Origin of the sequence: Pontibacter litorisediminis, assembly GCF_029360645.1 — a bacterium.
GTDB lineage: Bacteria > Bacteroidota > Bacteroidia > Cytophagales > Hymenobacteraceae > Pontibacter > Pontibacter litorisediminis.
The window spans coordinates 1,014,122-1,040,959 of record NZ_JARDUA010000001.1 but is presented as its reverse complement, the minus strand read 5'-3'; the positions used below and the strand labels follow the sequence as shown (position 1 = coordinate 1,040,959).

General features: G+C 52.8%; 24 protein-coding genes. 9 read left to right on the top strand and 15 right to left on the bottom strand.

What is annotated here, in order from left to right; all coding sequences use genetic code 11:
* Positions 1–16 precede the first annotated feature (16 nt).
* A complete protein-coding gene (locus PXG97_RS04485) occupies positions 17–697 on the bottom strand; it encodes a succinate dehydrogenase cytochrome b subunit (protein WP_276496518.1) in 681 nt (226 codons plus the stop codon).
* 234 nt (positions 698–931) lie between these two features.
* On the opposite strand from PXG97_RS04485, the gene PXG97_RS04480 reads away from it, so the two are divergent.
* The 4 genes from PXG97_RS04480 to PXG97_RS04465 all read left to right on the top strand — a co-directional run bounded on the left by PXG97_RS04480 (position 932) and on the right by PXG97_RS04465 (position 6,144).
* A complete protein-coding gene (locus PXG97_RS04480) occupies positions 932–3,703 on the top strand; it encodes a T9SS type B sorting domain-containing protein (RefSeq protein ID WP_276496517.1) in 2,772 nt (923 codons plus the stop codon).
* Positions 3,703–4,131, top strand: coding sequence for a thiol-disulfide oxidoreductase DCC family protein (locus tag PXG97_RS04475; RefSeq protein ID WP_276496516.1), 429 nt, complete (start codon positions 3,703–3,705; stop codon positions 4,129–4,131). The genes PXG97_RS04480 and PXG97_RS04475 overlap by 1 nt, the downstream gene beginning before the upstream one ends.
* Before the next feature lie 171 nt (positions 4,132–4,302).
* Positions 4,303–5,181 (top strand): ACP S-malonyltransferase, encoded by an 879-nt coding sequence (fabD, locus tag PXG97_RS04470; protein ID WP_276496515.1) that lies wholly within the window; start codon positions 4,303–4,305, stop codon positions 5,179–5,181.
* A gap of 156 nt (positions 5,182–5,337) precedes the next feature.
* The gene (locus PXG97_RS04465) at positions 5,338–6,144 is read left to right on the top strand and encodes a CPBP family intramembrane glutamic endopeptidase (RefSeq protein ID WP_276496514.1); all 807 of its coding nucleotides are present in this window, start codon (positions 5,338–5,340) and stop codon (positions 6,142–6,144) included.
* Between the two features lie 20 nt (positions 6,145–6,164).
* Here the strand turns inward: PXG97_RS04465 and PXG97_RS04460 are convergent, their stop codons facing one another.
* From PXG97_RS04460 to PXG97_RS04430, 7 genes are all read right to left on the bottom strand, one after another.
* Entirely contained in the window at positions 6,165–6,593 is a 429-nt protein-coding gene (locus tag PXG97_RS04460; protein ID WP_276496513.1) for a hypothetical protein, read from the bottom strand.
* A gap of 81 nt (positions 6,594–6,674) precedes the next feature.
* On the bottom strand, positions 6,675–7,637 hold the full coding sequence (locus PXG97_RS04455) for a GNAT family N-acetyltransferase (protein WP_276496512.1): 963 nt from the start codon (positions 7,635–7,637) through the stop codon (positions 6,675–6,677).
* A 109-nt stretch (positions 7,638–7,746) separates the two neighbouring features.
* Positions 7,747–8,316 carry a DUF4256 domain-containing protein gene (locus PXG97_RS04450; protein WP_276496511.1) on the bottom strand — a complete coding sequence of 190 codons (570 nt, stop codon included), beginning with the start codon at positions 8,314–8,316 and terminating at the stop codon, positions 7,747–7,749.
* Positions 8,317–8,431: 115 nt separating this feature from the next.
* Positions 8,432–9,118 (bottom strand): DUF6843 domain-containing protein, encoded by a 687-nt coding sequence (locus tag PXG97_RS04445; protein WP_276496510.1) that lies wholly within the window; start codon positions 9,116–9,118, stop codon positions 8,432–8,434.
* A 91-nt stretch (positions 9,119–9,209) separates the two neighbouring features.
* On the bottom strand, positions 9,210–9,716 hold the full coding sequence (locus tag PXG97_RS04440) for a hypothetical protein (RefSeq protein ID WP_276496509.1): 507 nt from the start codon (positions 9,714–9,716) through the stop codon (positions 9,210–9,212).
* Between the two features lie 71 nt (positions 9,717–9,787).
* Positions 9,788–10,282 carry a 2-amino-4-hydroxy-6-hydroxymethyldihydropteridine diphosphokinase gene (gene folK, locus PXG97_RS04435; protein ID WP_276496508.1) on the bottom strand — a complete coding sequence of 165 codons (495 nt, stop codon included), beginning with the start codon at positions 10,280–10,282 and terminating at the stop codon, positions 9,788–9,790.
* A complete protein-coding gene (locus PXG97_RS04430) occupies positions 10,275–11,120 on the bottom strand; it encodes an alpha/beta hydrolase family protein (RefSeq protein ID WP_276496507.1) in 846 nt (281 codons plus the stop codon). The genes folK and PXG97_RS04430 overlap by 8 nt, the downstream gene beginning before the upstream one ends.
* A 191-nt stretch (positions 11,121–11,311) precedes the next feature.
* On the opposite strand from PXG97_RS04430, the gene PXG97_RS04425 reads away from it, so the two are divergent.
* Both PXG97_RS04425 and PXG97_RS04420 read left to right on the top strand, forming a co-directional pair.
* Entirely contained in the window at positions 11,312–12,289 is a 978-nt protein-coding gene (locus PXG97_RS04425) for a polyprenyl synthetase family protein (protein ID WP_276496506.1), read from the top strand.
* A 362-nt stretch (positions 12,290–12,651) separates the two neighbouring features.
* The gene (locus PXG97_RS04420; protein ID WP_276496505.1) at positions 12,652–13,281 is read left to right on the top strand and encodes a class I SAM-dependent methyltransferase; all 630 of its coding nucleotides are present in this window, start codon (positions 12,652–12,654) and stop codon (positions 13,279–13,281) included.
* 94 nt (positions 13,282–13,375) lie between these two features.
* Here the strand turns inward: PXG97_RS04420 and PXG97_RS04415 are convergent, their stop codons facing one another.
* The gene (locus PXG97_RS04415) at positions 13,376–14,554 is read right to left on the bottom strand and encodes a peroxiredoxin family protein (protein WP_276496504.1); all 1,179 of its coding nucleotides are present in this window, start codon (positions 14,552–14,554) and stop codon (positions 13,376–13,378) included.
* Positions 14,555–14,830: 276 nt separating this feature from the next.
* Between PXG97_RS04415 and PXG97_RS04410 the strand changes: the two genes are divergently transcribed.
* Positions 14,831–17,104 carry an aconitate hydratase gene (locus tag PXG97_RS04410; protein ID WP_276496503.1) on the top strand — a complete coding sequence of 758 codons (2,274 nt, stop codon included), beginning with the start codon at positions 14,831–14,833 and terminating at the stop codon, positions 17,102–17,104.
* A 170-nt stretch (positions 17,105–17,274) separates the two neighbouring features.
* On the opposite strand, the gene PXG97_RS04405 is transcribed toward PXG97_RS04410, so the two are convergent.
* Positions 17,275–20,571, bottom strand: coding sequence for a S8 family serine peptidase (locus PXG97_RS04405; RefSeq protein ID WP_276496502.1), 3,297 nt, complete (start codon positions 20,569–20,571; stop codon positions 17,275–17,277).
* A gap of 195 nt (positions 20,572–20,766) precedes the next feature.
* On the opposite strand from PXG97_RS04405, the gene paaN reads away from it, so the two are divergent.
* Positions 20,767–22,440, top strand: a complete 1,674-nt coding sequence (gene paaN, locus PXG97_RS04400) for a phenylacetic acid degradation protein PaaN (RefSeq protein ID WP_276496501.1) — start codon at positions 20,767–20,769, stop codon at positions 22,438–22,440.
* A 55-nt stretch (positions 22,441–22,495) separates the two neighbouring features.
* Here the strand turns inward: paaN and PXG97_RS04395 are convergent, their stop codons facing one another.
* Positions 22,496–22,762 carry a sll1863 family stress response protein gene (locus PXG97_RS04395; RefSeq protein ID WP_276496500.1) on the bottom strand — a complete coding sequence of 89 codons (267 nt, stop codon included), beginning with the start codon at positions 22,760–22,762 and terminating at the stop codon, positions 22,496–22,498.
* 388 nt (positions 22,763–23,150) lie between these two features.
* On the opposite strand from PXG97_RS04395, the gene PXG97_RS04390 reads away from it, so the two are divergent.
* Positions 23,151–23,600, top strand: coding sequence for a response regulator (locus PXG97_RS04390; protein ID WP_276496499.1), 450 nt, complete (start codon positions 23,151–23,153; stop codon positions 23,598–23,600).
* A 36-nt stretch (positions 23,601–23,636) separates the two neighbouring features.
* Here the strand turns inward: PXG97_RS04390 and PXG97_RS04385 are convergent, their stop codons facing one another.
* From PXG97_RS04385 to PXG97_RS04370, 4 genes are read right to left on the bottom strand one after another with little or no spacing between them, the layout of a single operon-like run.
* Complete coding sequence (locus tag PXG97_RS04385) at positions 23,637–24,992, bottom strand: sensor histidine kinase (protein ID WP_276496498.1); 1,356 nt, start codon at positions 24,990–24,992, stop codon at positions 23,637–23,639.
* Between the two features lie 6 nt (positions 24,993–24,998).
* Positions 24,999–26,033: an ATP-binding protein gene (locus tag PXG97_RS04380; protein WP_276496497.1), complete on the bottom strand. Its 1,035-nt coding sequence runs from the start codon at positions 26,031–26,033 to the stop codon at positions 24,999–25,001.
* Positions 26,023–26,427 carry an anti-sigma regulatory factor gene (locus tag PXG97_RS04375; RefSeq protein ID WP_276496891.1) on the bottom strand — a complete coding sequence of 135 codons (405 nt, stop codon included), beginning with the start codon at positions 26,425–26,427 and terminating at the stop codon, positions 26,023–26,025. The genes PXG97_RS04380 and PXG97_RS04375 overlap by 11 nt, the downstream gene beginning before the upstream one ends.
* A complete protein-coding gene (locus tag PXG97_RS04370) occupies positions 26,420–26,830 on the bottom strand; it encodes an STAS domain-containing protein (RefSeq protein ID WP_276496496.1) in 411 nt (136 codons plus the stop codon). Before PXG97_RS04370 ends, PXG97_RS04375 begins: the two co-directional genes overlap by 8 nt.
* Positions 26,831–26,838: the final 8 nt, after the last annotated feature.

The window sequence follows — 26,838 nt, the reverse complement described above, 5'->3', positions numbered from 1 at the left end:
CTATAGAAAGCTTTTTTTACACAAAGAAGAAGAAATACAGTGGGATAGCGGCAAAGCCCAGGCACACCAGCACAGAGAAAGCGACACCAAACTTCTGGATGAATGGCGTGTACTTCTTATGGTCCAGGCCAAGTGTTTGGAAGGCACTCTGGAACCCGTGGATCAGGTGATAAGCAAGGGCAACCATGGAGATCACGTAGATCAGCACATACCACCAGATCTGGAAGGATTGCACAACCTTCAGGTACAGGTTATCATACTCCACATCTTCAATCACCACACCCTCCAGGCCGCCAAAACGGGCCGGCACGAAGAAATTCCAGAGGTGAATGATCAGGAACACCAGGATCACCGTGCCAAGCAGGCCCATGTTGCGGGAAGACCAGGTGCTGTTTTCCTCCGGATGGTTGTTGGCGTAATCTACAGGGCGGGCTGCCTTGTTGCGGCGCGTGAGCACGAGCGCATCGTAAATGTGGAACAGAAAGCCCAGTACCAGCACTATCTCCATCACGCGGATGATGCCGTTGTGCGCCATAAAGTCAGAGTAGAGGTTGAAGGCTTCTCCTCCGTCATTTCGGAACAACTGCAGGTTTCCGATCAGGTGCACTACCAGAAAAGAGCAAAGAAAGAGGCCCGTAACTGACATTACGATCTTCCGCCCGACAGTACCGGAAAACGTTTTAGTAAACCAATTCATCTGTGTTTGTTATAGGTTTTTAAGTGAAATAAGCGATAGTTTTTTACCGCTCAAAGGTACACGGAGGGCGCTTAGAAAACAATTTCTATACAATATTTTGAATCAATCTAAATTGCTCCCCGTAATTTTAATAGTCTACATCTTTTTTCCCCCTCAACTTGTCTATAAAGACAACATTTTAGTATAAAGTAAGTTTAAGATTATACTATATTTACTGCCTAACCCAATTGATCTATGCCAAACCTTATACGCCTGAAGTATCTGCTGCATGGTAGTCTGTTGTGGGTGTTGATTTTGTTGCTGTTGGGTACTTTCTCGGAAGTACAGGCTACTCATATTAGAGCAGGGGATATTACTGCCAAGCGGGACACGACTCCGAACCCTAACCCCCGCCGCTTTTTCTTTACCATGATTATCTACACCAACCACTTCTCGCAGGCTGAGGACCCGGAAGTGGTTATTTATACAGGTGTTGGAAACTCCACGATAATAGTACCGCGGAAATCGGTTACCCCCATCAACTCTGAGACAGACCGGGAAGTGTTCGAGTGGGAGTATACTTATCCCTCAGACGGCACCTACACGACCTATTGGATTGGGCAGAACAGGGACAACAACATTCTCAACATGGCGCCCCCATCTGACCAGCGCTCCTTTTTTATCTCCACAACCATCGACATAAACGCCCTGCGCGGCTTTAACTCTACCCCGGTGCTTACGGTGGCGCCTATTGATGACGCGGCCATGTTCCGCAAGTTCGTGCACAACCCCGGCGCTTATGACGCCGATGGTGATAGCCTTGCCTTTAAGCTGATCGCGCCACGTTACGAGCAGCCGAGCGGGGACATTGCCGTGGTGCCGGGCTACCGCAACCCTGACCAGGTGGCCAACTGCCGTACATCGGATGACAGCGGTCCTGCCTTTTTTAGGTTGGATGTATACACGGGCCAACTGACCTGGGATGCCCCCTGCCTGGCCGGCAGGTATAACATCGCCTTTGTAGTGGAGGAGTGGCGGCGCGGCCCTAATGGAGGAGCCGTGAAAATTGGCGAAGTAGTGCGCGACATGCGCATTAACGTGGAGGAGAACGAAAACCGCCCACCAGTGCTTGAGCCTAAAGACACCTGCGTGGTGGCAGGCACCACCTTGCGCGGCATCGTGAAGGCCACCGACCCTGACGGGGACCTGATCAACCTGACGGTGGCTGGTAGCGGTATCGTGCCTCCGGCCACTTTTCAGCAGACAACCAACAGGCCGGGCTCTGCCACAGGCGTGTTTGTCTGGAGTACCACATGCGAAGATGTTCGCAGAGCTCCTTACCAGGTCGTGTTCCGCGCCGAGGACGTGAGGCCAAACGGGGATGAGCGACTGGCCGACCTGCAGCCCTGGAACATCACGGTGATCGGGCCGGCGCCGGAGAACCTGGATGCCGCGAGCGCAGACCGCAACGTGACCCTTACCTGGGACCCTTACGTCTGCGAGAATGCAGACAAAATCCGTATCTACAGGCGCGAGGGGCCAAGCAATTTTGTGCCGGATGAGTGCCAGACCGGCGTACCCGCCTCTACGGGTTATGTGCTGATTGGCGAGGTGGATGCGGGCCAGGTGACTTTCTTTGATAACAACAATGGCGCTGGCCTGAAGGCCGGAGTGGAGTATTGCTACATCATCTACGCCACCTTCCCCCGCACCGGCTTTGGCGAGAGCCTTGCCTCTTTGGAGACCTGCGTGGTGATAGACCAGGATATTCCATACCTGACCAATGTAACTGTTGACGAGACTGACCAGACAAACGGTGAGATTACCGTGAAGTGGACCCGCCCTATGGAGGTGGAGAAACTGACCCCGCCGCTGGAGTACAGGCTGTACCGCAAAGTGGGCATGGAGGCCGGAGCAGGCTTTACCGAAGTGAAGCGCACCCGCAACATGGCCGACACAACGTTTGTAGATACCCGCCTCAACACAGTAGAGAATGCCTACCGCTACCGCCTGGAGTTTTACCAGACACCGCAGCCGGGTGGCCAGCCCACCTCCCTACGCGATAGTGCCGAGGCTTCCAGTGTATACTTGGAGGCGCAGCCATCGGAGGGCGAGATAAAAGAAGTGGGGCTAAGCTGGACCTACGATGTGCCCTGGAACAATGAGGTGCTGCAGCACTATATCTACAGGCGTGCTGCGGGTGGTCAGTTTGCCCTGATCGATAGCGTATCTGCCACGGCCACGGGTGGCTCCTACACGGACGCCGGCACATTTAATGGGGAGGAACTGGTACGCGGGCAGGAGTACTGCTACTATGTACAAACGGCCGGTACCTATGGAATAGAGGGGCTGCCGGAACCTTTGCTCAACAACAGCCAGCAGGTATGCGTCACCTTGCCCAAACTCATCTGCCCGCCTGAGCTAAGCATAGAGCAGCTCGACTGTAACGTGTTTGCGCAGAACCCAGCAGAACCGCCTTACCAGAACGTGCTAAACTGGGTCCCCAATATTACCGGCGATTGCACGGATGAGATTGCCTACTATACCGTATACTTTAAGCCAACGCTAGAGGCGGAGTACACGCCCCTCGATACCACGACCGAAACCACGTATACGCACAGCGGGCTGCAATCATTTGCGGGTTGCTACGTGGTAACTGCCACTGACGTGGATGGCCGTGAGAGTGCGTTCAGCAACGAGGTGTGCAACGATAACTGTATCACTTTCATTCTGCCGAACATCATCACGCCAAACGGGGATAACCTGAACGATGTGTTCCGACCGAAGGTAAGGGCCTTTATCAGGAGCATGCGCTTTAAAGTGTTTAACCGCTGGGGTGTGCAGGTATATGATAGCGGTAAGGTTACCGAAGGCGAAGGCCGCTATATCAACTGGCCAGGTGTGGACAATGACGGTAACCGCCTGACCGACGGCACCTATTACTACGAGGCAGAAGTTGAGTTTTACACCTTAGACCCGGCCAAGGCCCGGGCCACCTACAAAGGGTGGGTAGAGATTGTGCGTTAATGAAGAAGGTGCCAGACATGGAAGAGCTGCAGGATAAACCCGTTGTGTTTTACGACGGCACCTGCGGCTTTTGCCAAGGCAGCGTGCAGATTGCTTTAAAATATAACTCGCGTCATACCTTATACTTTGCTGCCCTGCAATCGGGGGTGTTGGAGAAGTTGGTGCCCCAAGCAGAAATTCCGGCGCCTTTACCTGATTCCATGCTTTTCTATGAGAACGGCAGGCTCTACACCGAGTCTGAGGCGGCCCTGCGCATCGCGGGCCATCTGGACTTTCCACTGTCCATACTTGCTGTTTTTCGCATTATTCCGTTATCTTTCCGCAATTTTGTGTACCGGTTGGTGGCCAAAAACCGCTACCGCATAGCTGGGCGCACCGAAGCCTGCATGTTGCCTAGCCCCGAGCAGCGGGCAAGGTTTGTAGGTTAAATTGTTCAGTTGCTGTTTTGTTGCATGGTTGATTCCGGGGAAGTATAGAACTGGCAACTATAGATTTGTACCTAGCAAAACATCCCTTCAACAGTTTAGCCATTTAACAATGCAGCAAATCAACTATCAAAAGGAAGAATCGAATAACGAATAACTAATAACGAGCAACGAATGAAAGCATACGTTTTCCCGGGACAGGGTTCTCAGTTTGTAGGGATGGGCAAAGACCTGTATGAGCAGCACGAAGAAGCAAAGCAGCTGTTCGACAAGGCAAACGAGATCCTTAGTTTCAACATCACCGAGATTATGTTTAGCGGCACCGACGAGGAGCTGAAGCAGACAAGGGTAACGCAACCGGCTATTTTCCTGCACTCTGTGGCGCAGGCAGCCGTAGCCAAAGACTTCGCCCCGGACATGGTGGCAGGCCACTCTCTGGGTGAGTTTTCGGCTTTGGTGGCCAGCAAGGTGCTGAGCTTTGAGGACGGCCTTCGGCTGGTGTACAAAAGAGCCATGGCCATGCAGGCTGCCTGTGAGGCCAACCCGTCTACCATGGCCGCCATACTTGGCCTGGAGGACGCGAAGGTGGAGGAAGTATGTGCCTCCGTGGAGGGTGAGGTGGTAGTAGCTGCCAACTATAACTGCCCAGGCCAATTGGTGATCTCCGGGTCCAACAAAGGCATCGAAATAGCCTGCGAGAAAATGAAGGAGGCCGGTGCCAAGCGTGCCCTGCCGCTGCCGGTGGGAGGTGCCTTTCACTCACCGCTGATGAAGCCGGCTGAGGAGGAGCTAGCCAGGGCTATTGAAGAAACGACGTTCTCAAAAGGCATTTGCCCGATTTACCAGAACGTGGACGCCAAACCGCACACCGATCCGCAGGAGATCAAGCAGAACCTGATCAGCCAGCTGACGGCCCCGGTACGCTGGACACAGTCGGTGCAGCAGATGGTAGCCGACGGTGCCACGCACTTTGTAGAGTGCGGCCCAGGCAAAGTGCTGCAGGGGCTGGTGAAGAAGATTGAGCGCACAGCCGAAGTGAGCTCTGCCGAATAGGCAGTATCGCAAAGTATAAAGTATAAACGCCCTCTCTGGCTTGCTGCCGGAGAGGGCGTTTATACTTTACAGAGGATAGCGGATCTGTGAAGCCCCTAACCGCTTGACTGTAAAGTATAAATAGCTACATTTGCTCCTGCACCTCCACCTAACACTATGGAAAAGAAGACTCCTCTCGCGCTTTGGCTACTGGGCTTTGTGCTGCTGAGCCTTTATGTAGTCCTTGTTCCCCGCTTTTTTGATGCTGGCAATGTGCCGGTGTGGTTTGCCTACTGGGCAGGCTTCTTTGTAGTGGCTTTTCTGATAAGCAGGTTTGTGCTGCAGCTGCAGGGGCTCAGGTCGCTGGGCATGGAGCGGCATAAGGGCTGGCTGCCAAACCTGGCGGTGGGCTTTTTGATTGGTTTTTGCGTTTACGCGCTAAAGTACCTGGCTTTTTATGAGTTGGGCAAGTTTGAGGTGGCGGGGCTCATGGAGCCATCCTTTATACTTCCGATGCTGGGGCAGGCGCTGCTGGCCATGTTTTTCTCCTCCATCCTCAACGACATCACCATTCGCGGCTACTGGTTTGCCTTTTTCCGTAGGCGCCAGCTGCTGGCCTGGTACGTGTTTGTGGCAACCGTGCTCTATGCTTTGGATGATGGCTGGAACGGAGGGTTTGATCCGCTAAACATGGTATTCTCTGCGCTGCTAGGCGTTTCTTTTGCCTATACGGTGCTAAAAACAGGTGCTATCTGGATGTCTTTAGGGTTGCATTGGGGCGGCAATGTGATGTATAGGGTGATGTACGGCTTTGGCGGGACCGGCGTTTGGCAGCTCGAAAACGTGCAGGAGGGGCCGCTCTATGATTACGTAGGCTTAGCCATTACAGCACTGATGCTGCCAGCGGTGTACTTCGTGCTGGCGGGCAGAGCTAGCAGCGCGCCTGTGCAGGAACTACGGACGGAGGAAGAGCGCGCCATATAGTTCGCCCTGCCGGGAAGAAGTTACTCTTTCATGTTTGCCGATGTGCTTGCTTCCCCTTTGCTCCTGGCCAATACCAGGCTAAAAAAAGCCATTAGTAGCGTCAGTGGAGTAAAAATGCCCTTTTCCAGTTCGTTGGTGGAGAAAGCGTTGCCTATCGTGTTCAGAAGAAAAAGGAGAAACATTCCCCACAGAAGTGCCTTCACCAGCCTACGGTTGATGTTTACTCTCAGGACACCGGCATGTGTACTTACCACAGCAAGCATTACCAGGTTCATCAGAATAGAGACACTCTCGAACGCCAGCATTTGTTCCCGATCCTTTAGCCTCCCGCCCCAGACTGCATCGAAAGGAACTACTCCTGTTAAAATAAGCAGGTGAAAAAGCACGAAGAGGAAAAGGATAATAAGCAGGCCAGTGGAGGCAATGCGTGTCAGGTAGGGGTTGTTCATCGCTTTTTCGTGTTGTGTTGGTTTGGCCTGTGCCAAGGCGCGTAAGCGTATGCTTTCGGCAGAGGCGACTATGCGGGAAATTTACTCAACCAGAAGCTCATAAAGCAACAGCTGCTCTGCATCGTTCGGAAGCTGAACCAGGCCGCTGTACCTGAGCCCCAGCTTTTCCAGCAGCTTCTGGCTTGCCTGGTTATCTTTTGTGGTGATCGCGCAGAGGTGCTTTAATCCGAAATGCTCGAAAGCAGCATCCTTTAATTTACAGGCAGCCTCAAATGCGTAGCCCTGCTTCTCGTGTTGCGGCAGGAAGGCAAAGCCAATGTCGATGCCGGTCAGGCCTTCGCGGTCGTAGAGGCCGCAGGTGCCCAGTTTGGCGCCATCTGCTTTGCGGATCACCGTGTAATTACCATACCCCAGCCTTTTCAACTGGGGTAACATTCTGCTGCTGATGTATTCTTCTGCCGCTTTAACAGATTTCACGTTCCGATCGCCAATGTACTGCAGCCACTGCGGCGTGTTCAGGAGTTCCAGTATAAACGGAGCGTCTTCACAGGATGTAGGTCTGATGATGAGACGCTCGGTTTCGAAGGTTGCAAATGAACTTCCTATGCTGTTACGGCTGATCAATTTATCCATATGCTGCATCATAGCCAACCAGGCCTCACGGGTTCTGTCGGCATACGCTTTCCAGGCCTCATCCATCTCGTGCACCAGCCTGACCGCTGAGCCGCTGCCCGCAGGTTTTATGTAGATGCGGACTGTATCCTCTTCTTCCATGTCATCCATTGCCCAGGTAAAAGAGAGGTAGTGTGGCTGGTCCAGCGCCAGGTACTTTCCATGGTGGCCAACCGCTTGCCCATCCCGCACCTGCACAATTCGGAATTTGCCTCCTACCTTGGCGTCTAACTGTACCGGCTCCGTCTCCCCAAGGCCAGGCGCGAACCACTGGCGGGCCATTTGTGCGTTCAGCCAGGCACCGTATACTTGCTCAGGCGGGCTGGCATAAGTACAGGTTACCTCTACTTCAACGGTGTTTTTGTTAGGCATGCTCTTGTGGCATTTAATGGATGGTGGAAAGGTACATCAGCCTTGGTGATGCTTCCGCAAACCTTCAGCTATGTTTCTTCTCTAATGATCCCGGTATAAAGGCAAGCGGTTAGACTTTGAGCGAACCGCGAAACGCTCTGGCGGCATAGTATGATTGGGCACCGTTATGATACAAGAAGACATGATTGTAGCGGCGATCACAGAAAAGGGCGCCGCCATGTTTCCTGATTTCGACAGGCGTTTTCACCCAGCTCGATGTTTTGGTATCGAAGTCACCTAGCTTCTGCAGCTCCCGATACTGCTCTTCTGTTAACAGCTCAATGCCCATGGCAGCAGCCATGTCAACAGCGTTGTACTCCGGCTTATGCTCTTTCCTGGATTCCTGCCCTTCGCGGTCGTAGCAAACGCTTCTGCGTCCTTTAGGGCTTTCATCCGCGCAATCATAGAAAATGTACTCGCCAGTCTTTTCATCATAGCCTATAACGTCCGGTTCACCGCCGGTTCTTTCCATTTCGTGCAGCGACCACAGCTTTTCCAAGTTTACCTCCAGCTTTGCCTGTACGTTTGCCCATTCAAGGCTTTTATGGCGGTGCATGTTTTTATCAAAACGCTTTTTCAATGCATTCAGGAGTTCTTCGCACTGCGCTGCAGTTAACTCCCTCTCGTTACTTTTTGACATGGATCTGCTTATGATGTTTTGAAACTTGTTAAATGCCCTATCTGCCTGAGCGTAGTTTAGTTTTTGTTAACATGTTTGTGTAGCCGATCATAAAGGCGGTACTGTGTTGGGTAAATTATTTTTTCGTACACTGTCTAACAAGAGCTTCAGCTTTTTCACTCAAGTGATTGCTATAACCAAAATCTTCAAAGTTTTCTAAACTATCCTTTGAGCTTACAACCAGGCTCATCCATTCATATTTTAGTGATTCTGGATCGTTTGAAACAGTACTACCCATGCCACCCGAGAAGACGCCAACCATATCGGTTGGTGGTGGATTTTCTTGGTCATTCCAGAACATATAGTTCTCAAGGCTTCTGATTTCATTCAACTGCCCTGCATTATCTTTCCTAAAATACCTATGGTCAACGTATCCTGATTCTATTGTACCCTGATATAAAAGAATGCCATTGTCTGGTATATTCAGCACTTCACGACCACTTACTTTTTTCACAGGCTCACCACATGGCATGCTATTGATTACTACTGCTGTCCCTTTGAAATCTGCTGGAAAAATGAAATCAAGCTTCTGTGCCGTTGCTTGCCCTATAGTCATTGAAAGATACATAAAGAGCATGAACCCTGGATACCAAAGCACAACTGGAACAAGCGTCCAAACAAGTTTAGCACTAAGTTTCTTCTTGCCAAGCCAAAGAGCTATAACACCTACAAGGAATGCTGGCACAGCAAAAACCATCCAGTAAGGATTCCATGACACAATAAATGCCAGTACAATGATGGTTATGCCTATTTTAGCTTTCATGTGTCAAATTATACTCAACAGCTTAGTACAGGCTGCGAACGAGGCGTAGCCGAGGATGGAGCCTGTGCAGGGTTAGCCAACGCTTTTCTTCTTAAGAAGCCGCCCATAGCATACCCATTGCTGAATTAAACACTTCTTTTGGCGATTCTATAAGTACCTTGGTTTTTCTTTCCTGTAACCTTATTTGCCAATTCACTTGATCTTCCTGCAACAGAAGATTTTTAGCTTGAGTTGATGAGATTTCATACTCGGCACCAAATTCATGAACAGCTATAAAGTTTCCTGAGTGGCCGATGCTGTCAAACTTCTGGCTCTTGTAGTCTTCTTCACTTAGGTTTAGCGTCAGGCTAATTTCCCCGTGTTCGTTGAACTCAACTAACCTACTTCCGGATAATGCTAATACTGCCAAGCTTACGAGTCCTGAAAATAGTGGCAGTACGCTTAAGAGCATGAGATATGCAGTTGCTCTACTTGCTATCTCAATATTAATGAACAGCAAGACAAATATGATAACCCATAAAATTGCAAAGCTTAAAATAGAAGCATTGATTATTCCATAAAGGGTCTTCTTCTTTTTATCAGTTATAGGGAGTTTCATGATTCAAGTTTTGGCTAACTAGAGTATAAACCGAAGTCTATTCGGTTTATCTGCACAATGTACGGGGTAAATTATTTTGTTTCGTCTTTAAACTCCCACACTTCTAACTCATCCGGGCACTCCTGCAGCAGCCGTGCTATGCTTTTGCCTAGCACTGGGTGCTCTAGCTCAGGTGCCAACTCAGCCAGCGGCAACAAAGTAAACCGGCGCAGGTGCAGCTGCGGGTGCGGAATGGTTAGGCGCTGCGTCTGCTGCACCAGGTCGTCGTAGAAAAGGATGTCGATGTCGATGACGCGGGCACCCCAATGTTCCTGCCGCACCCGCCCAAGCTCCTGCTCAATGTCGTTTATCCTTTGCAGCACCTCTTCCGGCGTAAGCTCCGTCTGTACCTCCAGTACCTGGTTCAGGAAGTTGGGCTGATCGGTTTTACCCCAGGCGGCTGTTTCGTAAAGTTTGGAACAACGCGTGGTGCGTCCTACCTGCCGGTTTATACTTTCGCGGGCCTGCTCTAAGTATAAAGTGCGGTCGCCTAAGTTGCCACCCAATAGCAAGTACACCTTAGGCATGGCGGCGGAAAAAATCTATGCTTAGGTCAGCTGCCTTTCGGGCCGCCTCCGGAAGCTCCTCTTGCTCGTAAGGGTGCTTTCCTCCAAAGGAGTGATCCGTTTCAGGAAGCAGGTGCAGCTCGGCGTCGGGTTTCCAGCTTTGCAGGTCGTGCGCCATCTGGGTGGGCAGGGTTTCGTCCTGCTCGCCGTGCAGCAAAAGCAGGGGCTGCTGCATGCGCTTTACCACCGTAGGGATGTCTAGCCGGTATTTATTTTCAACAAAATCCTCTACTATCTGGTAGTACAGTGGCATCTGCATGCCGGTGCGGGCATTTTGCACATACTGCACGCCCTCCTGTTTCCATTGCTCCATCTGCAGGTCGCTCCAGCGGTTGTCGTAGCGGTTTACGGCAGCCCAGGTGGCTACGGCTTTCACGCGTGGCTCCTCAGCGGCTTTCAGGATCACGGCGCCACCGCCACGGCTGTGGCCGATCAGGTAAATGCGGCTCAGGTCCAGTTCGGCCGCCTCAAGGGGCGGGTTGTCGGAGTGCAGCAAATCAATTAGCGCCTGCATGTCATCCAGCTCCAGGCTAAAGTTGTTTTGCCCGAATGCCTCCATATCGTGCATGTCGGAGTAGTTGTCCGGGGTAGTGCCGTTGTAGGCAAAGTTAAATTTGATGAACACAAAGCCTTGCTGAGCAAAGTAGGTGGCCAGCAGGTTAAAATGTCCCCAGTCTTTGAAGCCTTTAAAACCGTGGGCAAAAATCACGATCGGCTTCGGGGTGCTGTCGGGCCAATAAGTGGCATCAGCCGTAAAAGGGCGGCCATGTTCGGGGTATACTACAAAATCGACTTTCATCTGCTTATGGGTTGAATGGCTAAATTGTTACATGGTTGATTGTTCGGTTTACGAAGGAGAGGGAGCAAGAGCAACATCCTTTGTAACAATTTAACCATTCAGCAATTTAACAATTAATACAATTAAATGCTGTTTTGCCAGCCCAGGTTTGGAAAGCACTGCCGGAGACCGTAATATTGCGGACTTAACACATGAGCATAAGTCTAAACGAAATACAGGCGCCCATCGCGTCGGAGATGCAGCAGTTCGAGAAGAAGTTCAGGGCTTCCATGAAGACCCGGGTTTTACTTCTGGACCGGATCATGAGCTACATCGTGAAGCGCAAGGGAAAGCAGATGCGGCCTATGTTCGTGTTCTTCACGGCTAAGCTTTTTGATGAAAGTATAACCGATGCCACCTACCGCGGCGCCGCCCTGATTGAGCTGCTGCACACGGCCACGCTGGTGCATGACGACGTGGTGGACGACGCCAATTACCGCCGCGGTTTCTTCTCGGTAAATGCCCTCTGGAAAAACAAGATCGCCGTATTAGTAGGAGATTACCTGCTCTCCAAAGGCTTGCTGCTCTCGCTGCAGAACGATGACTACGAGCTGCTCAAGATCGTATCGAACGCGGTGAAGGAGATGAGCGAGGGGGAGCTGCTGCAGATAGAGAAAGCCCGCCGCCTCGACATCACCGAGGAAGTATACTTTGACATCATCCGCCAGAAAACAGCCTCTTTGATTGCCTCGTGCTGTGCCGTGGGAGCCGCTTCCTCCGGTGCCTGCAAGGAGGAGGTGGAGAAAGCGCGCTTGTTCGGGGAGAAAGTGGGCATCGCCTTCCAGATAAAGGACGACCTATTTGACTATGGCACGGCCGAGATCGGCAAGCCGGTAGGTATCGACATCAAGGAAAAGAAGATGACCCTGCCGCTGATCCACGCCCTGCGCGAGGCAGATTGGCTTACCAAGCGCCGCGTGATCTACAACGTGAAAAACAACAACGGCGACAACAAGCGGGTGCAGCAGGTAATAGATTTTGTAAAGCAGTCCGGTGGCATACAGTATACCGTTGAGGTGATGAACCGCTACCATGCCGAGGCGCTGGATATTCTTCATACCTTCCCCGACACCCCTTCCCGCCGCTCCCTGGAGCAACTCATCGCCTATACCATAGAGCGGGAGAAGTAAATTGCTGATTGTTGGTTGTTAAATTGTTGGTGCGCTTTGTAGGGGCAGGGCGAGACCTAGCCGTGTGATGGCCTAAACCTTCTGGCGCAAGCGTCCGCTTGTGCTGCTGCCATGAAACGCTTTCGGCCTAAGAGGCATAAGCGGATGCTTGCGGCAGAAGTTGTGGTTGGACCCGATGCAGCGGATAATCCTGCTCATCCTAGAATCCTGTAAATCCTGATTCAGACAAGACACTCGCTGAACCTTCGCACACTGCGAGGTTATCGCCTTAACCTTATACTTCTGTAAATACAAACCAAAATTTTGTAACAGCTAGTATAGCAGTATAGGTAGCTTTGTGCACGCAAAATAACCTATGAAAAATGAGCCTGAACACCAACGCCTGGAACCGCCTGCGGTATACCTTGTACCTGCCCATCTATGATTTTATTGCTGATCGTATCTTCCGCAAGTATAGAAGACGCTCCGTGCAGCTGCTGGGGGCAAAACCTAATGATGCCATACTTATACTTGGTGCCGGCACGGGCCTCGACCTGCCTTACCTGCAGGGCTACACAAACCTCACGGCCATCGATATCACACCTGGTATGATCACAAAGCTTAAGCAGCGCGCAGAGGAGCTGCACATACCTGTACAGGCGCAGGTGATGAACGGGCAGCAACTCAGTTTTGCCGATGCTTCTTTTGATGCGGTTATCCTGCACCTGATACTTGCCGTAATTCCGAACCCCACAGCATGTATAAAAGAGGTGGAGCGGGTACTGAAACCAGGCGGCACAGTGATGGTGTTCGACAAGTTCCTGCCCGATCATCAAACGCCTTCGCCGCTGCGTCGCCTGCTTAACCAGTTCACCAGCACGCTCTTTTCAGACATCAACAGAAGTATAGGCAGCATTATCAGCCATACTTCGCTGCGGCAGGAGTTGAACGAACCGGCGGCGCTGGGAGGGGCATTTCGCATCATCAGGCTACGGAAGCCGTGGCGAGTGTAGCTTTGGTGTAAGAGAGGATTTTGTTTAACGCAAAAAAGGCCGCTGCTTCATCTGAAACAGCGGCCTTTATACTTTAAGGCTGGCTAGAATGGTCTTATTTCTCTGCCAGCAGCTCTTCCATCGTCTTGTTAAAGTCTGCCACCCACTCCTCGTAATACTTACCAGTGCCCGGGCCAGAGAAGCCAGTGTGGATCTTGCGCACTTTGCCGTCGCGGCCGATAAAGATGGTGGTCGGGAAGGAAAGCACGTGGTTCAGCGCCGGCAGCGCTTTGGCGGCTGCCTCTTTGTCAGAGGTTCCGGCCACCAGCAGGTCGTAGTTCACGTTCAGGCGCTTCTGCATTTTCTGCAGGCGGGCAGCGGCCTTGTCAAACTCCGGGCTGCGCTCAAAGCCAAGGCCGATGATCTCCAGGCCGCGGTCTTTATTCTTGTCGTAGTAGGGCGCCAGAAAGTTTGTCTCGTCCATACAATTCGGGCACCAGGAGCCCAGCAGCTGCACCAGCACCACCTTGCCTTTATACTTGTCATCCGAAAGCGACACCTGCTCGCCATCCAGGTTAGGGAACGTGAACGACAGCGTCTCGTAGCCCGGCTTCAGGTACGTGAGCGTGTCGGCGCTGGCCAGTTCGGCCTCCGGGTTGCGCTTGGCCGTCCAGTTCTCATAGCCCTTCATACCGGCGTAGAAGTGGCCGGTCAGGGTGCTGTCGTTGCCTGGCGTGGCCGTGAACAGGTAGGCGTGGTTACCGTCGAACGTTGAGAGCTTCAGCTCGTTACCGGCCACCTGTCCCTCCAGGTAACGGTAGTCGCCTGTCTCGGTCATAAAGGTGCCGGTAGCATAGTTGCCATCCTGCTCAAACTCGCCGATGGCCTTGTAGGGACTGCCGTCACGCGGGGTGAACACCACTTCCCATTTGCCGCCGAAATTAAAGGAGGCAGGGGCAGGGCTGGCCTCAAAGCGGTTTTCCTTGCCACGCTCGGCTGTAAAAGGCACCGAATAGGGCTCCTGCGTATCGTTTTTCACGAAGCGGCCCGTCATCTTGTCTCCCTCCACCTTGGCAATCAAGTCTGCGTCGAAGATGTGCAGGCCGATTCTAACAGAGTCACCTTGCGGTTCAATCTCATCTACCAGTATGCGCTCCTCGCCGTTTACCAGGTAGAGCACTGTTTTGCCGTTTTGTTCTTCAGCCTCCATGATAAAGGGAATCTCTTTCCCCTCGGCGTGCTGCAGGGCCACGCGCCAGCTGCCGGTCTGGATGGTATTGTCAGTTGATGTCATAGAAGTACAGGATATTATCAGCTGCGATAAGAGCAATGATAAAAACAAAAAAGGGATGGTATAGGTATTATTATATGAAAGTTTCATGGGCGAAATTGACTTTAACAGAACGCAAAACTACGGGATATGATTGAAAAATCCTCACCCCGCTAATTCTGCAGGTATATTAATGTAGCAACCTATATTCATGGGAGCTAATGTTTTTAGAGATATATAGTTTTCGTACATTTGTGAACTTCTAAAAAAAGAGTATAAAACACTAACAATAGCAAAACTATGGCATTTGATTTAGAAATGATCAAGGCGGTGTATGCCGGCATGGATGAGCGAATTGCAGCTGCCCGCCAGGCAGTGGGGCGTCCGCTTACCCTGACAGAAAAGATCCTGTATGCGCACCTGTTCGATGGGAAGGCGCAGCAGTCTTTTGAGCGCGGAAAGTCTTACGTTGACTTTGCGCCGGATAGGGTAGCAATGCAGGACGCCACGGCACAGATGGCCTTGCTTCAGTTTATGCAGGCAGGCAAGCCAACGGTGGCGGTGCCTTCTACCGTGCACTGCGATCACCTGATCCAGGCTCGCGTGGGCGCTGACTCAGACTTGCAGGACGCTTACAACGAGAACAAAGAGGTTTATGACTTCCTTGCTTCCGTATCTAACAAGTACGGCATCGGCTTCTGGAAGCCAGGTGCAGGTATCATTCACCAGGTAGTGCTGGAGAACTACGCCTTCCCGGGCGGTATGATGATCGGTACGGACTCGCACACGCCAAACGCTGGTGGTCTGGGTATGGTAGCGATCGGTGTTGGTGGTGCTGATGCCGTAGACGTAATGGCAGGCATGCCGTGGGAACTGAAGTTCCCGAAAGTGATCGGCGTGAAGCTGACCGGTAAAATGAGCGGCTGGACCTCCCCGAAAGACGTGATCCTGAAAGTGGCCGGTATCCTGACTGTAAAAGGTGGTACAGGCGCTATTGTGGAGTACTTTGGCGAAGGTGCCGAGTCTATGTCTTGTACTGGTAAAGGCACGATCTGTAACATGGGTGCAGAGATCGGAGCCACTACCTCTGTGTTTGCCTACGACAACAGCATGCGTGCTTACCTGAACGCCACCAACCGCGAGGAAGTGGTACAGATGGCTGACGAGGTGGCGCAGCACCTGCGTGCCGATGATGAGGTATACGCTGACCCGGCTGCCTTCTACGACCAACTGATCGAGATCGACCTGTCTACGCTGGAGCCGCACGTAAACGGCCCGTTCACGCCAGACGCGGCATGGCCAATTTCTCAGTTTGCCGCTGTCGTGAAAGAGCACGGCTGGCCAGCTAAACTGGAGGTAGGTCTGATCGGTTCTTGCACCAACTCATCTTACGAGGACATCACACGTTCTGCATCTATCGCATCACAGGCGATTGAGAAGAACCTGGAAGCAAAGTCTGAGTTCACGATCACACCAGGCTCTGAGCTGGTTCGCTTCACAACTGCCCGCGATGGACTGTTGGATACTTTCGCGCAGATGGGCGGTGTGGTGCTGGCTAACGCCTGCGGACCGTGCATCGGCCAGTGGGCGCGTCATACCGATGACCCAACCCGTAAGAACTCCATCATCACCTCTTTCAACCGTAACTTTGCCAAGCGTAACGACGGCAACCCGAACACGCACGCGTTCGTGGCCTCACCGGAGATCGTGACGGCCTTCGCTATTGCCGGCGACCTGACGTTTAACCCGCTGACTGATACGCTGACTAACAGAGACGGGCAGGAGGTAAGACTGGATGAGCCAAGAGGTATTGAATTGCCAACGCAAGGCTTTGCGGTAGAGGATGCCGGTTACATAGCCCCTGCCGAAGACGGAAGCTCCGTAGACGTAGTAGTAGACCCGGCCTCTGACCGCCTGCAACTGCTGGAGGGCTTTAAGCCATGGGAAGGCACAGACCTGAAAGGCCTGAAGCTCCTGATCAAGGCACAAGGTAAGTGTACAACGGACCACATCTCTATGGCTGGCCCATGGTTGAAGTACCGTGGTCACCTGGACAATATCTCCAACAACATGCTGATCGGTGCCATCAACGCCTTTAACGGCGAGGCAAACAGCGTGTACAACGACATGACCCGTGGCTACGACACCGTGCCTGCCACTGCTCGTACCTACAAAGCCGCCGGTATCGGTACCGTGGTAGTAGGCGACGAGAACTATGGCGAGGGTTCTTCCCGTGAGCACGCTGCCATGGAGCCGCGCCACCTGGGCGTTCGTGCCGTGCTTGTGAAGTCTTTCGCGCGTATCCACGAAACCAACCTGAAGAAGCAGGGTATGTTGGGCCTTACATTCGCCAACAAAGCTGATTACGACCTGATTGAGGAAACCGATACTATCGACATCCTAGGTCTTGAGGACTTCCAGGAAGGCAAGCCGCTGAAAGTAGTACTGCACCACAAAGATGGCAGCCAGGACAGCTTCACGGTTAACCATACCTACAATGCAGGCCAGATTGAGTGGTTTAAAGCCGGTTCGGCGCTAAACCTGATCCGCCAGCAGCAGAAGCAGAATGCTTAATTGCTGAAGGAAACAAAAGTAGAAAAGGCCCCTCCAGAGATGGAGGGGCCTTTTCTACTTTTATATGGCTTCAGTGCAAGCTGTTGTACTTTATGCGTCAGCGCCTGGCCCAAAACGACAGATTTATACTTTAGGGGTGAGAAGTTTCTGATTCACTTCCGGTAGCGGATTTACCTCCTCACCAGCACGCGCTCTATGAATGTTTCTCCCTGGTAGGTAATGTGGGCGATATAGATGCCTGCCCGGAGGTTGCTCAGGTCATACTGCAAGTGGGTGCTGCTGGCCGTAAGCGGAACGACAGCCATGGTTTTTCCTGCCATGTCGGTGAGCCGGAGCTCAGGGGTGGCGTGTGCCTGCTCTGTAAGCGGAGCGGTCAGGTTTAAGGTTATCTTATCTGTAGCAGGGTTAGGGTACAGCGTGAGGGCTACATCATAGACATCGAGTACCTGCTGGTATGAGCTGCGGGTACAGTCCAATGTGTTTGCAACCGTGAGCGTAACGGTATAAGACCCCGGCTTTTTATACGTGTGGGCAGGGTTTTGCTCTACAGACTCTTGCCCGTCTCCGAAGTCCCAATGCCAGGAAGTAGCATGGGTGCTCCTATCCTGAAACAAGATGGCTTTACCTACCTGTGCTTGGCTGGAGGCGCCACTAAAGCCAGCCTCTGAGGCCGGTAAAATCTTTACTTCCATGGGTGCCAGTGGGCTCAGGTACAGAGAGTCGGCATTGGCTGCATAGATGGTGCGGTCGCCAGTGGCAGTACCGATGGTATAGCTCGGGCCCGACGCGAGCAGCTCCGTGGCTTCGGGGTCCCTGTAAAAGTTAAAGTAGCTGCCCCCCGTCGGGGTGATTACCACGGGCTCTGCCAGGCAGCCCTGGAAAGCCATGGGCACTGGTCTCGGGCCTGACTTTATGTTCTTGTACCTTTGCTGCGCCGCCTCTGCATGCTGCTTCAAGGCCTCCAGGTCGTCGCCGGCAAGCACTGCTATGGCGATGGTCTTGGTCTGGCCAGGCGCCAGGTTTAGAGTAGAGGCACCCAGGATATGCGAGATGCTGTTGCCCAGTTTACCACCGGCCCGCTGACGGCTTACTCCCTTCGAGATTACTTTATACTTCTCCGCCGCTGAAAAGCCGTCATCCACGGTAACGGTGGAGTCGTTGCTGCCAATGTTATCTATGGCGTGGTAGATGGGTTGATGCTCAGGAGTAAGTAGCTTCAGGCCCGTGTAGGGCAGCGGCTGAAACGCGTGATAGGCATAGCCAAGCTGTAGTTCCGCATCCCAGCCTGCCTTGTTTTCAGTATAGTTGCCAATGTCCCAGTCGGCAAAGAGCCCGGCGTGCAGGAAAGGTAAGGTTTCTGACGAGCGGTTAGTGATCTGGTATTCCAAAATCACGAAATCCTGATTCGGGGTGTCAGACCAGGCGTAGGCTGTGGTTTTTACCTCCACTGCCGGGTGCCCGTCCACGTTGGTCTCCATCAGGCTGCGGAGCTCCTGGTCGGCCAGCTTTGTGTTAAAGAAGGAGCGGGTAAGCATGAGCGGCTTAAAGCCACGGCTGTTTTGCCACGAAGCATTGTGCAGGTTGTCTGCCACCTTGCCGCTATCAGCAGAGAGCACAAGGCCGCCCTCAAAAAGCAGTGACCCACTGTCTTTATACTTCACGCCCACTCCCTGGCTCATGTTCAGGCCATTGTAGCCGATGTTTCCCTCACTGTTCAGCGTCAGGTGCAGGTTGTTGGCGGTAAGGGTGGCAAAGTTTTGGTTAATGACCAGGGCAAAGTGCTGAAAGGCGCTGTATTCGCCATCCGTGTAGCCCAGGCGCAAGTATACTTTGTGGTTGCTTGGCGAGTTACCGGCTATCTTAATAACAAAAGCCTGTGCGGTGGCCACTGTGGCCATTGTGCCCAGGTTGCCCAGGTTCGCATTGCCCTGTGTTACGGTGACGTACGGCGACAGCGAGGTAAGCTCCACCTGCAGGCCATCCATAGGAGCGAGGTAATTGATAAAGCTGGCATCTATGGTAACAGAGTTTCCGGCAACCACGCCTTGGTTCGGCGAAGGGGTGAACGTAAGGCAGCGGACTGATTTCAGCCTATCCATGCTCAGTGCTTTCTTCAGGTTAAAGCGGCCGGTGCCCAGCATCTCCAGGTAAGGCTGGTTTTCCGCTATTTGGTAAATGTTGTCGGTGCTGGCCCTAAGGCGCTCGGCCACCTGCCTGGCATTCAGTTCCGGAAAGCGGGCCCGTACCAGTGCTGCACCGCCAGCCACGGTAGGCGCCGCGAAGGAGGTGCCGCCCACATAGCCATACTTCTCGTCTCCTGCCACGGAGGTGCTGTAAATGCCCGTGCTGGGCGAGATCAGGTCGATGTTATAGCTGTAGGTGTGGTCCTTATACTTTATATCCTTGTTATTGGAGCCCCCAACCGAAACCACGTTATCATAAGAGGCGGGGTAGAAGTCGAGGAAGGCATTCGTATTGCCGCCGGAGGCAACAATCAGCACATCCTTTTCCAGCGCCGCATAATTGATCACATCCTGCTCGAACCTGGAGTAGCCGGTGCCGCCCCACGACAAATTGATCACTTTGCATCCTCTGTTAGCGGCGTATACGATGGCCTCGTAGCCACCGAAGGGGCCGCCGTTATAGGAGGAAAAAACCTTCAGCGGCAGAAACATGGCCTTGTAGCCAGTGCCTGCTATGCCTATGCCATTGTTTGTGGCTCCGGCGGCCACCCCAGCCACTGCGGTGCCGTGCCCCTTCCAGGCAGAGTCATCGGCCACGTTATTATCGCCGTCGGCAAAGTCCCATCCGTAGAAGTTATCTACCAGGCCATCCCCGTCGTTGTCGATGCCGTCTATAGGGTCCTGGTAATTGCGCTTTACCTTGCTTTCGAGGTCTTTGTGGGTGAGCCGGAAGCCGGTGTCAAGTATACCGATCACCATGTTGGAGTCGGCCTGTTCTACGGCCCAGCCGCCATAGGCCTGAATTTGTTTCAGGTAGTACTGGGTGGTTTTGGTTGAGTCGGCAGCCGGGTCATTGGGCTGGTGGAGGGGCTCCCGGATGTAGAGGGGCTCTACGTAGGCAACCTGTCCGGTGGCCATCAACGCCGCTTGTACTTCCTCAAACGTATGGCCGGGGCCGTATTGTAATTCGTATATGAGCGAGAGGTCTACCGCCGGGGCAGCCTTGCGGGCAAGAGCGGCGGCTTGTGGTGGGGCCACCTGCGGGAACTTGGGCCCCACGTGCTTCGCACCAATGTGCTGTAGCGCCTGGTCCATGCTCCCGGCACCTGCTTTCCGTAGCTGGCTGCCATGCTGTGGCTTAAGCTTGTAGACCACCCTGAAAGGAATGGTTTTAGCGCCAAAGTCCAAAGCAGGGCGCTGCCCGTACAGCAGCGGCACGTATAGCAGCAGTAGAAGGACGGTGAAAACTAAACTGCGCTTTGGCAGTATGACGAGGGTAAACATCTGCTCTATAAAAGTCCTGTTAAATACCTGTTTCCGAATAGGAGCAAACCATGGAAGGGTACCGCAAAAGTACAAATATCCATGAGAAAAAAATTAAGGAGGAGCCCGAGCTTCCGATTATTTTATGTATATTTCCTTCAACTGATATTTACAATATTTTGTTTCTATTTTGCTATTAAATATTAAAAAATAACTATGAATCTGGAATTAGCGGACAAACACCGAGAAACACTACAGCAGGCCGTGCAGGCCCTGCACAACCGTACGTTCTTTGCTTACTATCCCGAAAACCCATCGCCGGACGTGTATGGCGAAACAGCAGACAAAGAAGGCCGAGAGAAGTATAAAAGTTTCCTGAACAATAAATTTACCGAACTGCTGCAGGAGGGAGAGCAGGACTGGGTAGGGCAGGAGGAGTCGCCGTATGAGCAGCAGCCGCTCGGCGTTAAGTATCCTTTCTTTGAGCCGGAGACGCTGGTGAGCCGCGCCGAGGAGGCCTTCCACCAGTGGCGTAAGGTAAAGCCGGTAGAGCGTGCCGCCATCCTTGTGGAGGCACTGGAGCACATCCGGCCTCGTTTCTTTGAGATTGCCTACGCTACCATGCACACGACGGGCCAGGCGTACCTGATGTCGTTCCAGGCATCGGGCCCGCACGCGGCCGACCGCGCCCTGGAGGCAGTTGCTTCCGGTTACGAGGAGCAGACTCGTTTTCCGGAAAGCACGGAGTGGGAAAAGCCAATGGGCAAGTATAACATCAAGCTGAGCAAAACCTGGAAAGCGGTGCCGAAAGGCGTGGCGCTGGTAATAGGCTGCTCTACTTTCCCGACCTGGAACACAGTGCCGGGCATGTTCGCCAGCCTGGTGACCGGCAACCCGGTTATCGTGAAGCCACACCCGAAAGCCGTGCTGCCAATTGCCATGGTGGTGGCTGAGGTGCAGAAGGTGCTGCAGCAGAATGGCCTGAACCCGAACATCTGCCAGCTGGCTGTGGATGCGGATGACCGCCTGATCACGAAGGATTTGGCTGAGCACCCGAAGGTGAAGCTGATCGACTACACCGGCGGCACCGAGTTCGGCAATTACGTGGAGAGCCTGCCGGGCAAAGTCACCTTCACCGAGAAGACAGGCGTGAACTCCATCATCCTGGACTCTATGGAGGACCTGGACAAGGTGGTGCAGAACCTGGCTTTTTCGGTAACGCTGTACTCTGGACAGATGTGTACGGCCCCACAGAACTTCTTCGTGCCGGAAACAGGCTTGAAGGTGGCCGGCGAAATGGTGCCTTATGAGCAAGTGGTGGAGAAAATAGCAGGGGCCGTGACTGCCTTGGTTAACAACCCGAAAGCTGCCCCACACATCCTGGGCGCTATCCAGAACCCTGCCACGGCCGAGCGCGTGAAGAGCGCCGCCTCGGTAAAAGGCCGCGAGGTGCTAAGCAGCTGTGATTTTGAGAACCCGATGTTCACGAATGCCCGTACCTGCACACCGGTGATCTACGAGGTGGATGCCACCGAAAAAGAAAGCTATAGCCGCGAGCTGTTCGGCCCGGTGGTGCTGATCATCAAGACCAGGGACACAGCCCAAAGTATAGAGTTGGCCAAGGAAATGGCCATGAACAACGGGGCAATCTCCTGCGGGGCCTACACCACCGATCCTGAGGTAAAGGAAAAGATAATGGATGAGATGGGCTTGGCCGGTACCCCGGTAAGCTTTAATTTGACTGGCGGCATTTACGTGAACCAGAATGCCAGCTTCTCTGATTTCCACGTGACAGGCGGCAACCCTGCCGGTAATGCCTCCTTCACGAACCCTGAGTTTGTGATCAAACGCTTTACGTGGGTCGGCTTCCGGGAGCCTGTGGCCAGTTAAGCTGAATTTGCATAGTTAAAAAGAAAGCCTGTACCGCACGGTACAGGCTTTCTTTTTATTTGAACATGTTGTCCAGGTCTTTATTCAGGTCATCCAGCCCGTCCCGGAGATCCTGCCAGGTAGTCTGGCTGTCTTCCGCTTTATCCATTTTGCTGGCTATCAGAGCCCGCTTCCGCTCCAGCCCGGCAATGTGCTCGTGGTAAGTGTGGTTTGAGTCGGCGGCGGTGGCGTTTACACGGGCCTTCAGGGTTTTTATCTTACTGTCCAGCTCGTCCAGGCTCTTCTGTATTTCGCCCTTGGTGAGGTGATCCGGAGCGCGCATATGTTCAGGTTTCAAAGGGTAGTTATCCATAGTCTGTAAATGCTTGATTTAAGATTTGGCCCAGTAGGCACATACCCCTATTACTCTTATTCTGGCTAAAAAGATGTGCAGTGTGCTACAAAAGTATGGGGTGCGCGAAGGCAAAGCGGCTACAAAACAGGAGGGCTGGCAGGGGGCGATTCTTGTTTAACGGGGGCAAGCCAACCCATGCGCCCGCCAAAACGATGGCCTCGCCAGAAGCGATTAGGTCTCTGTTATTTTCTTTTTTAGAAAGCCGGTGTTTGATTTTAACAGCAGTTATGCGATCTTCGCAAAAGTTAAACAAAAACGCCTGCATTTGTGACTTTAAGTTGATGTCAGGTTAAAATTTGAAAGGATATAAGGCAGTATGAGCAGCTTGGTGAAGCCTTACGGTTACCCTCTGGATCTGGTGTTGCTGGTAGATGACGATGATACCACCAATTACCTGAACGAGCGTTTGCTGAAAGAGATGCAGGTAGCAAAAGAGATTAAGACTCTGAAGAATGGGAAGGAGGCCTTAAATTACCTTACAAAGACAGAAGGGGCAGGGGCTGGCGCAGCGTATAAGCGCCCAAACCTGGTGTTCCTGGATATTAAGATGCCCGTAATGGATGGGTTTTCTTTCCTGGAGGAGTACCATAAACTCTCTCCGGATGAGGTAGACCCGGTGATTATACTGATGCTTACCTCCTCCGCCAGCTTTTACGACCTGGAGAGGCTCAAGTCCTTCCGTAAGGTGAAGAAGCATTTCTCGAAGGCACTGACGAAGCATGATGTAAATGAGATCATGACCGAGTTCTTTAACAAGAATAAATAACCAGGAAAGGTGCTGCTTCAAACAGCACCTTTTTTATTAACTACTTTCCTGTATCAGTTCTGCCTTGGGCCAGGTAAAGGAAAAGCGGCTGCCGCGGCCATCGGACTCCACCCATACCTTTCCGCCCTTCTCCTCTACAATCTTGCGCACAATAGAGAGTCCTAGCCCGGAGCTATCGGGTTGCACAAAAGATTGCCCTCTTTCATACATGTTAAAGATTTGCTGCTGCTGCCTGGGAGCAATGCCTGGGCCGTTGTCTGCTACAGTGAAGTACAGCCAATCGCTCCCCAAAGTATAGCCTACCTGCAGCTGTGCCTGCTCTGGCTGGTCGTGGTATTTGATGGCGTTGCCGATCAGGTTGCTGAACACTTGGTAAAGGTACACCTCCTGGGTATATAACACCGGCAGCCCATCCTGTACTTGTATCACAAAAGAGGACGGCACATTAAGCGAGGAGATAACCTGGTGTAGCAGTACCTGCAGGTCGAGCGCCTTTTTAGGCAGGTTGTGGTGCCCGGCCAGCGAGTAGGCAAGTATGCCCGTAATCAGGCGGTCCATTTTCTGGGTTTGCTGCCGCAGCATTGGCAAAACATAGTTTGCTTCCTCCAGCTGGCCCGCCTCCAGGCAGGCCTCCAGGGCGGTGGTGATGCCGTTTATATTTTGCAGCGGGGCACGTAGATCATGTGAAACCGTGTGGGCAAAGGCATCCAGGCTTTGGTTTACCTCCTGCAGCAGCAGGTTTTTCTTCTCGCGCTCCTCCAGCAGCTGGTTAATCTCCTGGTTATACTGCTGCAGTTGCATATTTAACCTGCGGATCTCCTGCAGCTGTTGTTCTGCCTCCAGGTTTCGCATGCGTAGCTGCTCCAGCACCTCCAGGAGCTGCATGTTTTGATGCTTTATCTCAGCATAAGGCGAGATATCAGAATCGTGCTCAAATTCCTCTACCCATCTTTCCAGCGTGCCGCGGGAAACGGAAGGGCCTGTTTGTGGTAGTTTCTTGCCCAGCCGAACGCGGGTGCCGCGCTCAGAATCGCTTTCCATATCAAATAGATCCACCAGCTTTCTGGAGTTGAGGATGCCGGTGCCACGGGTGCTTTTATCGTTGTACTCGGTGCGGGCAAGTATAAGCTCCAGGTTGCCAACGCCGCGCCCACGATCCGTCACAAGCGCCTCCAGGTATTTGTAGCCGGCAACTTCCGCCAGGCTGTACTGAATGGTGCCGTTGCCCACGTACTCAATCACGTTGCGGCATATTTCCGACACAGCCGTAGCGAACTTCGTTTGGTTTGCCTGCTGCAAGCCTAGCCGCTCCGAAAGCTGCATGGCGCGCTTGTAGGCCAGCACTACGTCCAGCTCGTTGTTGATATCTATTTTGAGTATAGCTCGCTGCATAGGAAACTACTGTTTACTTCGGCATACTACTACCATTGTGTCATCAGTTTGGCGGCTGTTGTCTTTGTAGAGCAAGGCTGCCACGGTAGTCGGCGAATAGCGGTTCAGGGCATGGTACCGGCTCAGGTCCCACCTCGATTTGAGCCCGTCGGAATGGAGAATCAGCATGCGGTGGCGGCCCCACTCCAGTTCCTGGTTGTTGAGGGTGGTGGGGATGTTGTGCCCAAGTATGCCGTTGTAAGAGATCATGTTCTTATACGGGGCATTACTAAAAGAGGCATCCGGAGTATACAGCTTGCCGGCTATGTTGCCAATGCCGCAGTAGCTCATACGCCAGCTGTTAGCGCTAATGTTGGCTACAAAGCCAACCGCCCCGCGCGTACGCTTTATACTTTGATGAACGAGGCGTAGTGCATCGGTAGGCAGCAGCGCAGGAGAGGAGGTAAACGCTTGAACGGCCTGTTGAGCAGCCTCGTGGGCGTTTGCCCCATGGCCCAGGCCGTCCAGGGCCAGTAAGTATAGCTCCTTTTCCTTTTCAATGATCGCCAGGCCGTCGCCGCAAAGGGTCTCTTTCGGCTTAGGCACCAGCACATATCCTATATCGTGCAGTTTGGTTTGCTGCTTTACCGATTTAGGGTTCTTATATACCCTGGAAAGAATAATAGTGCCAACGCCTTGCTGCGAGTACAGCTCAAACATGTCGGATTGCCTTTTGATGGCACCCAATCCCTCGCCTGCCGACCCAAAGGTAGACACACCGTCTTCCTGCATCTTAGATGGGTCTGCCATGCCTGGGCCGCTGTCGAGGCAAATTACCTCAATGCCGTCTGCCGGCGCACCCAGTGGGCGCACCAGCAACTCGCCACCCTGTGCCGCATGCTTGGCAAGGTTAGACACCATCTCCGCCACCACTATGTTCAGCCTGCCCACCTCGTTAGCCGACATGCCCACACTCTCTGCTATGCGCGCAATGTCGCGTTTCGCTATGCTGGCATACGACTTATCGGGTATCAGAAAACGCTGGTGCTGTTTAACGTCCATGCTTCCAGTGGATGATGGTTACAGTGGTGCCCTGGCCGGGTGTACTCTTGATGTCGAATTCGTTTACGAGGCGCTTTGCCCCGGGTAACCCCAGACCAAGGCTTTTTCCGGTGGAGAAGCCATCGCGCATAGCCTGTGGCACATCTGCTATACCAGGGCCTTCGTCTATAAAGATCAGCCGGATGCCGGCCTGCGCGTTTTTACTGATGGTTTCCAGCAGTACCTTGCCGCCGTTGGCATACTTAAGCATGTTCCGGACGAGCTCGCTGGCCGCTGTTATCAGTTTTGTCTGGTTTACCAAGCTCATCCCGATTTTGGTACTTAGCTCCCGCACACGGTTCCGGAAAGGCACGACATCCTGCTCCCGCACGATTTGCATCGTGTCTTTAGTCATTACGATCATCCGGGGCCTCCTCTTCGTCTTTTTCGGAATCTTCCAAGATGCCTATCTTCTCTTGCAACAGCTCCATGCCTTTCTCCACATCCAGGGCCGTGTACACGCCCTGAAGGGTAAGGCCAAGCTCCACCAGTGTAATAGCCACGGCAGGTTGCATGCCCACCACAACTGTTTCAGCATCCATTATCCGAGACATAGAGGCGATGTTGCCCAAAATGCGTCCCATAAAGGAATCTACAATACTTACTGCTGATATATCGATGAGAACGCCTCTTGCCCCTGTTTTACTTACCATGCTAATCAGGTCATTTTCCAGGGTCAGGGCAAGCCGGTCGTACAAATCCACTTGTATAGTTACAAGCAGGAACGGCCCCATCTTTAGAATTGGAATTCTATCCATGCTACTAT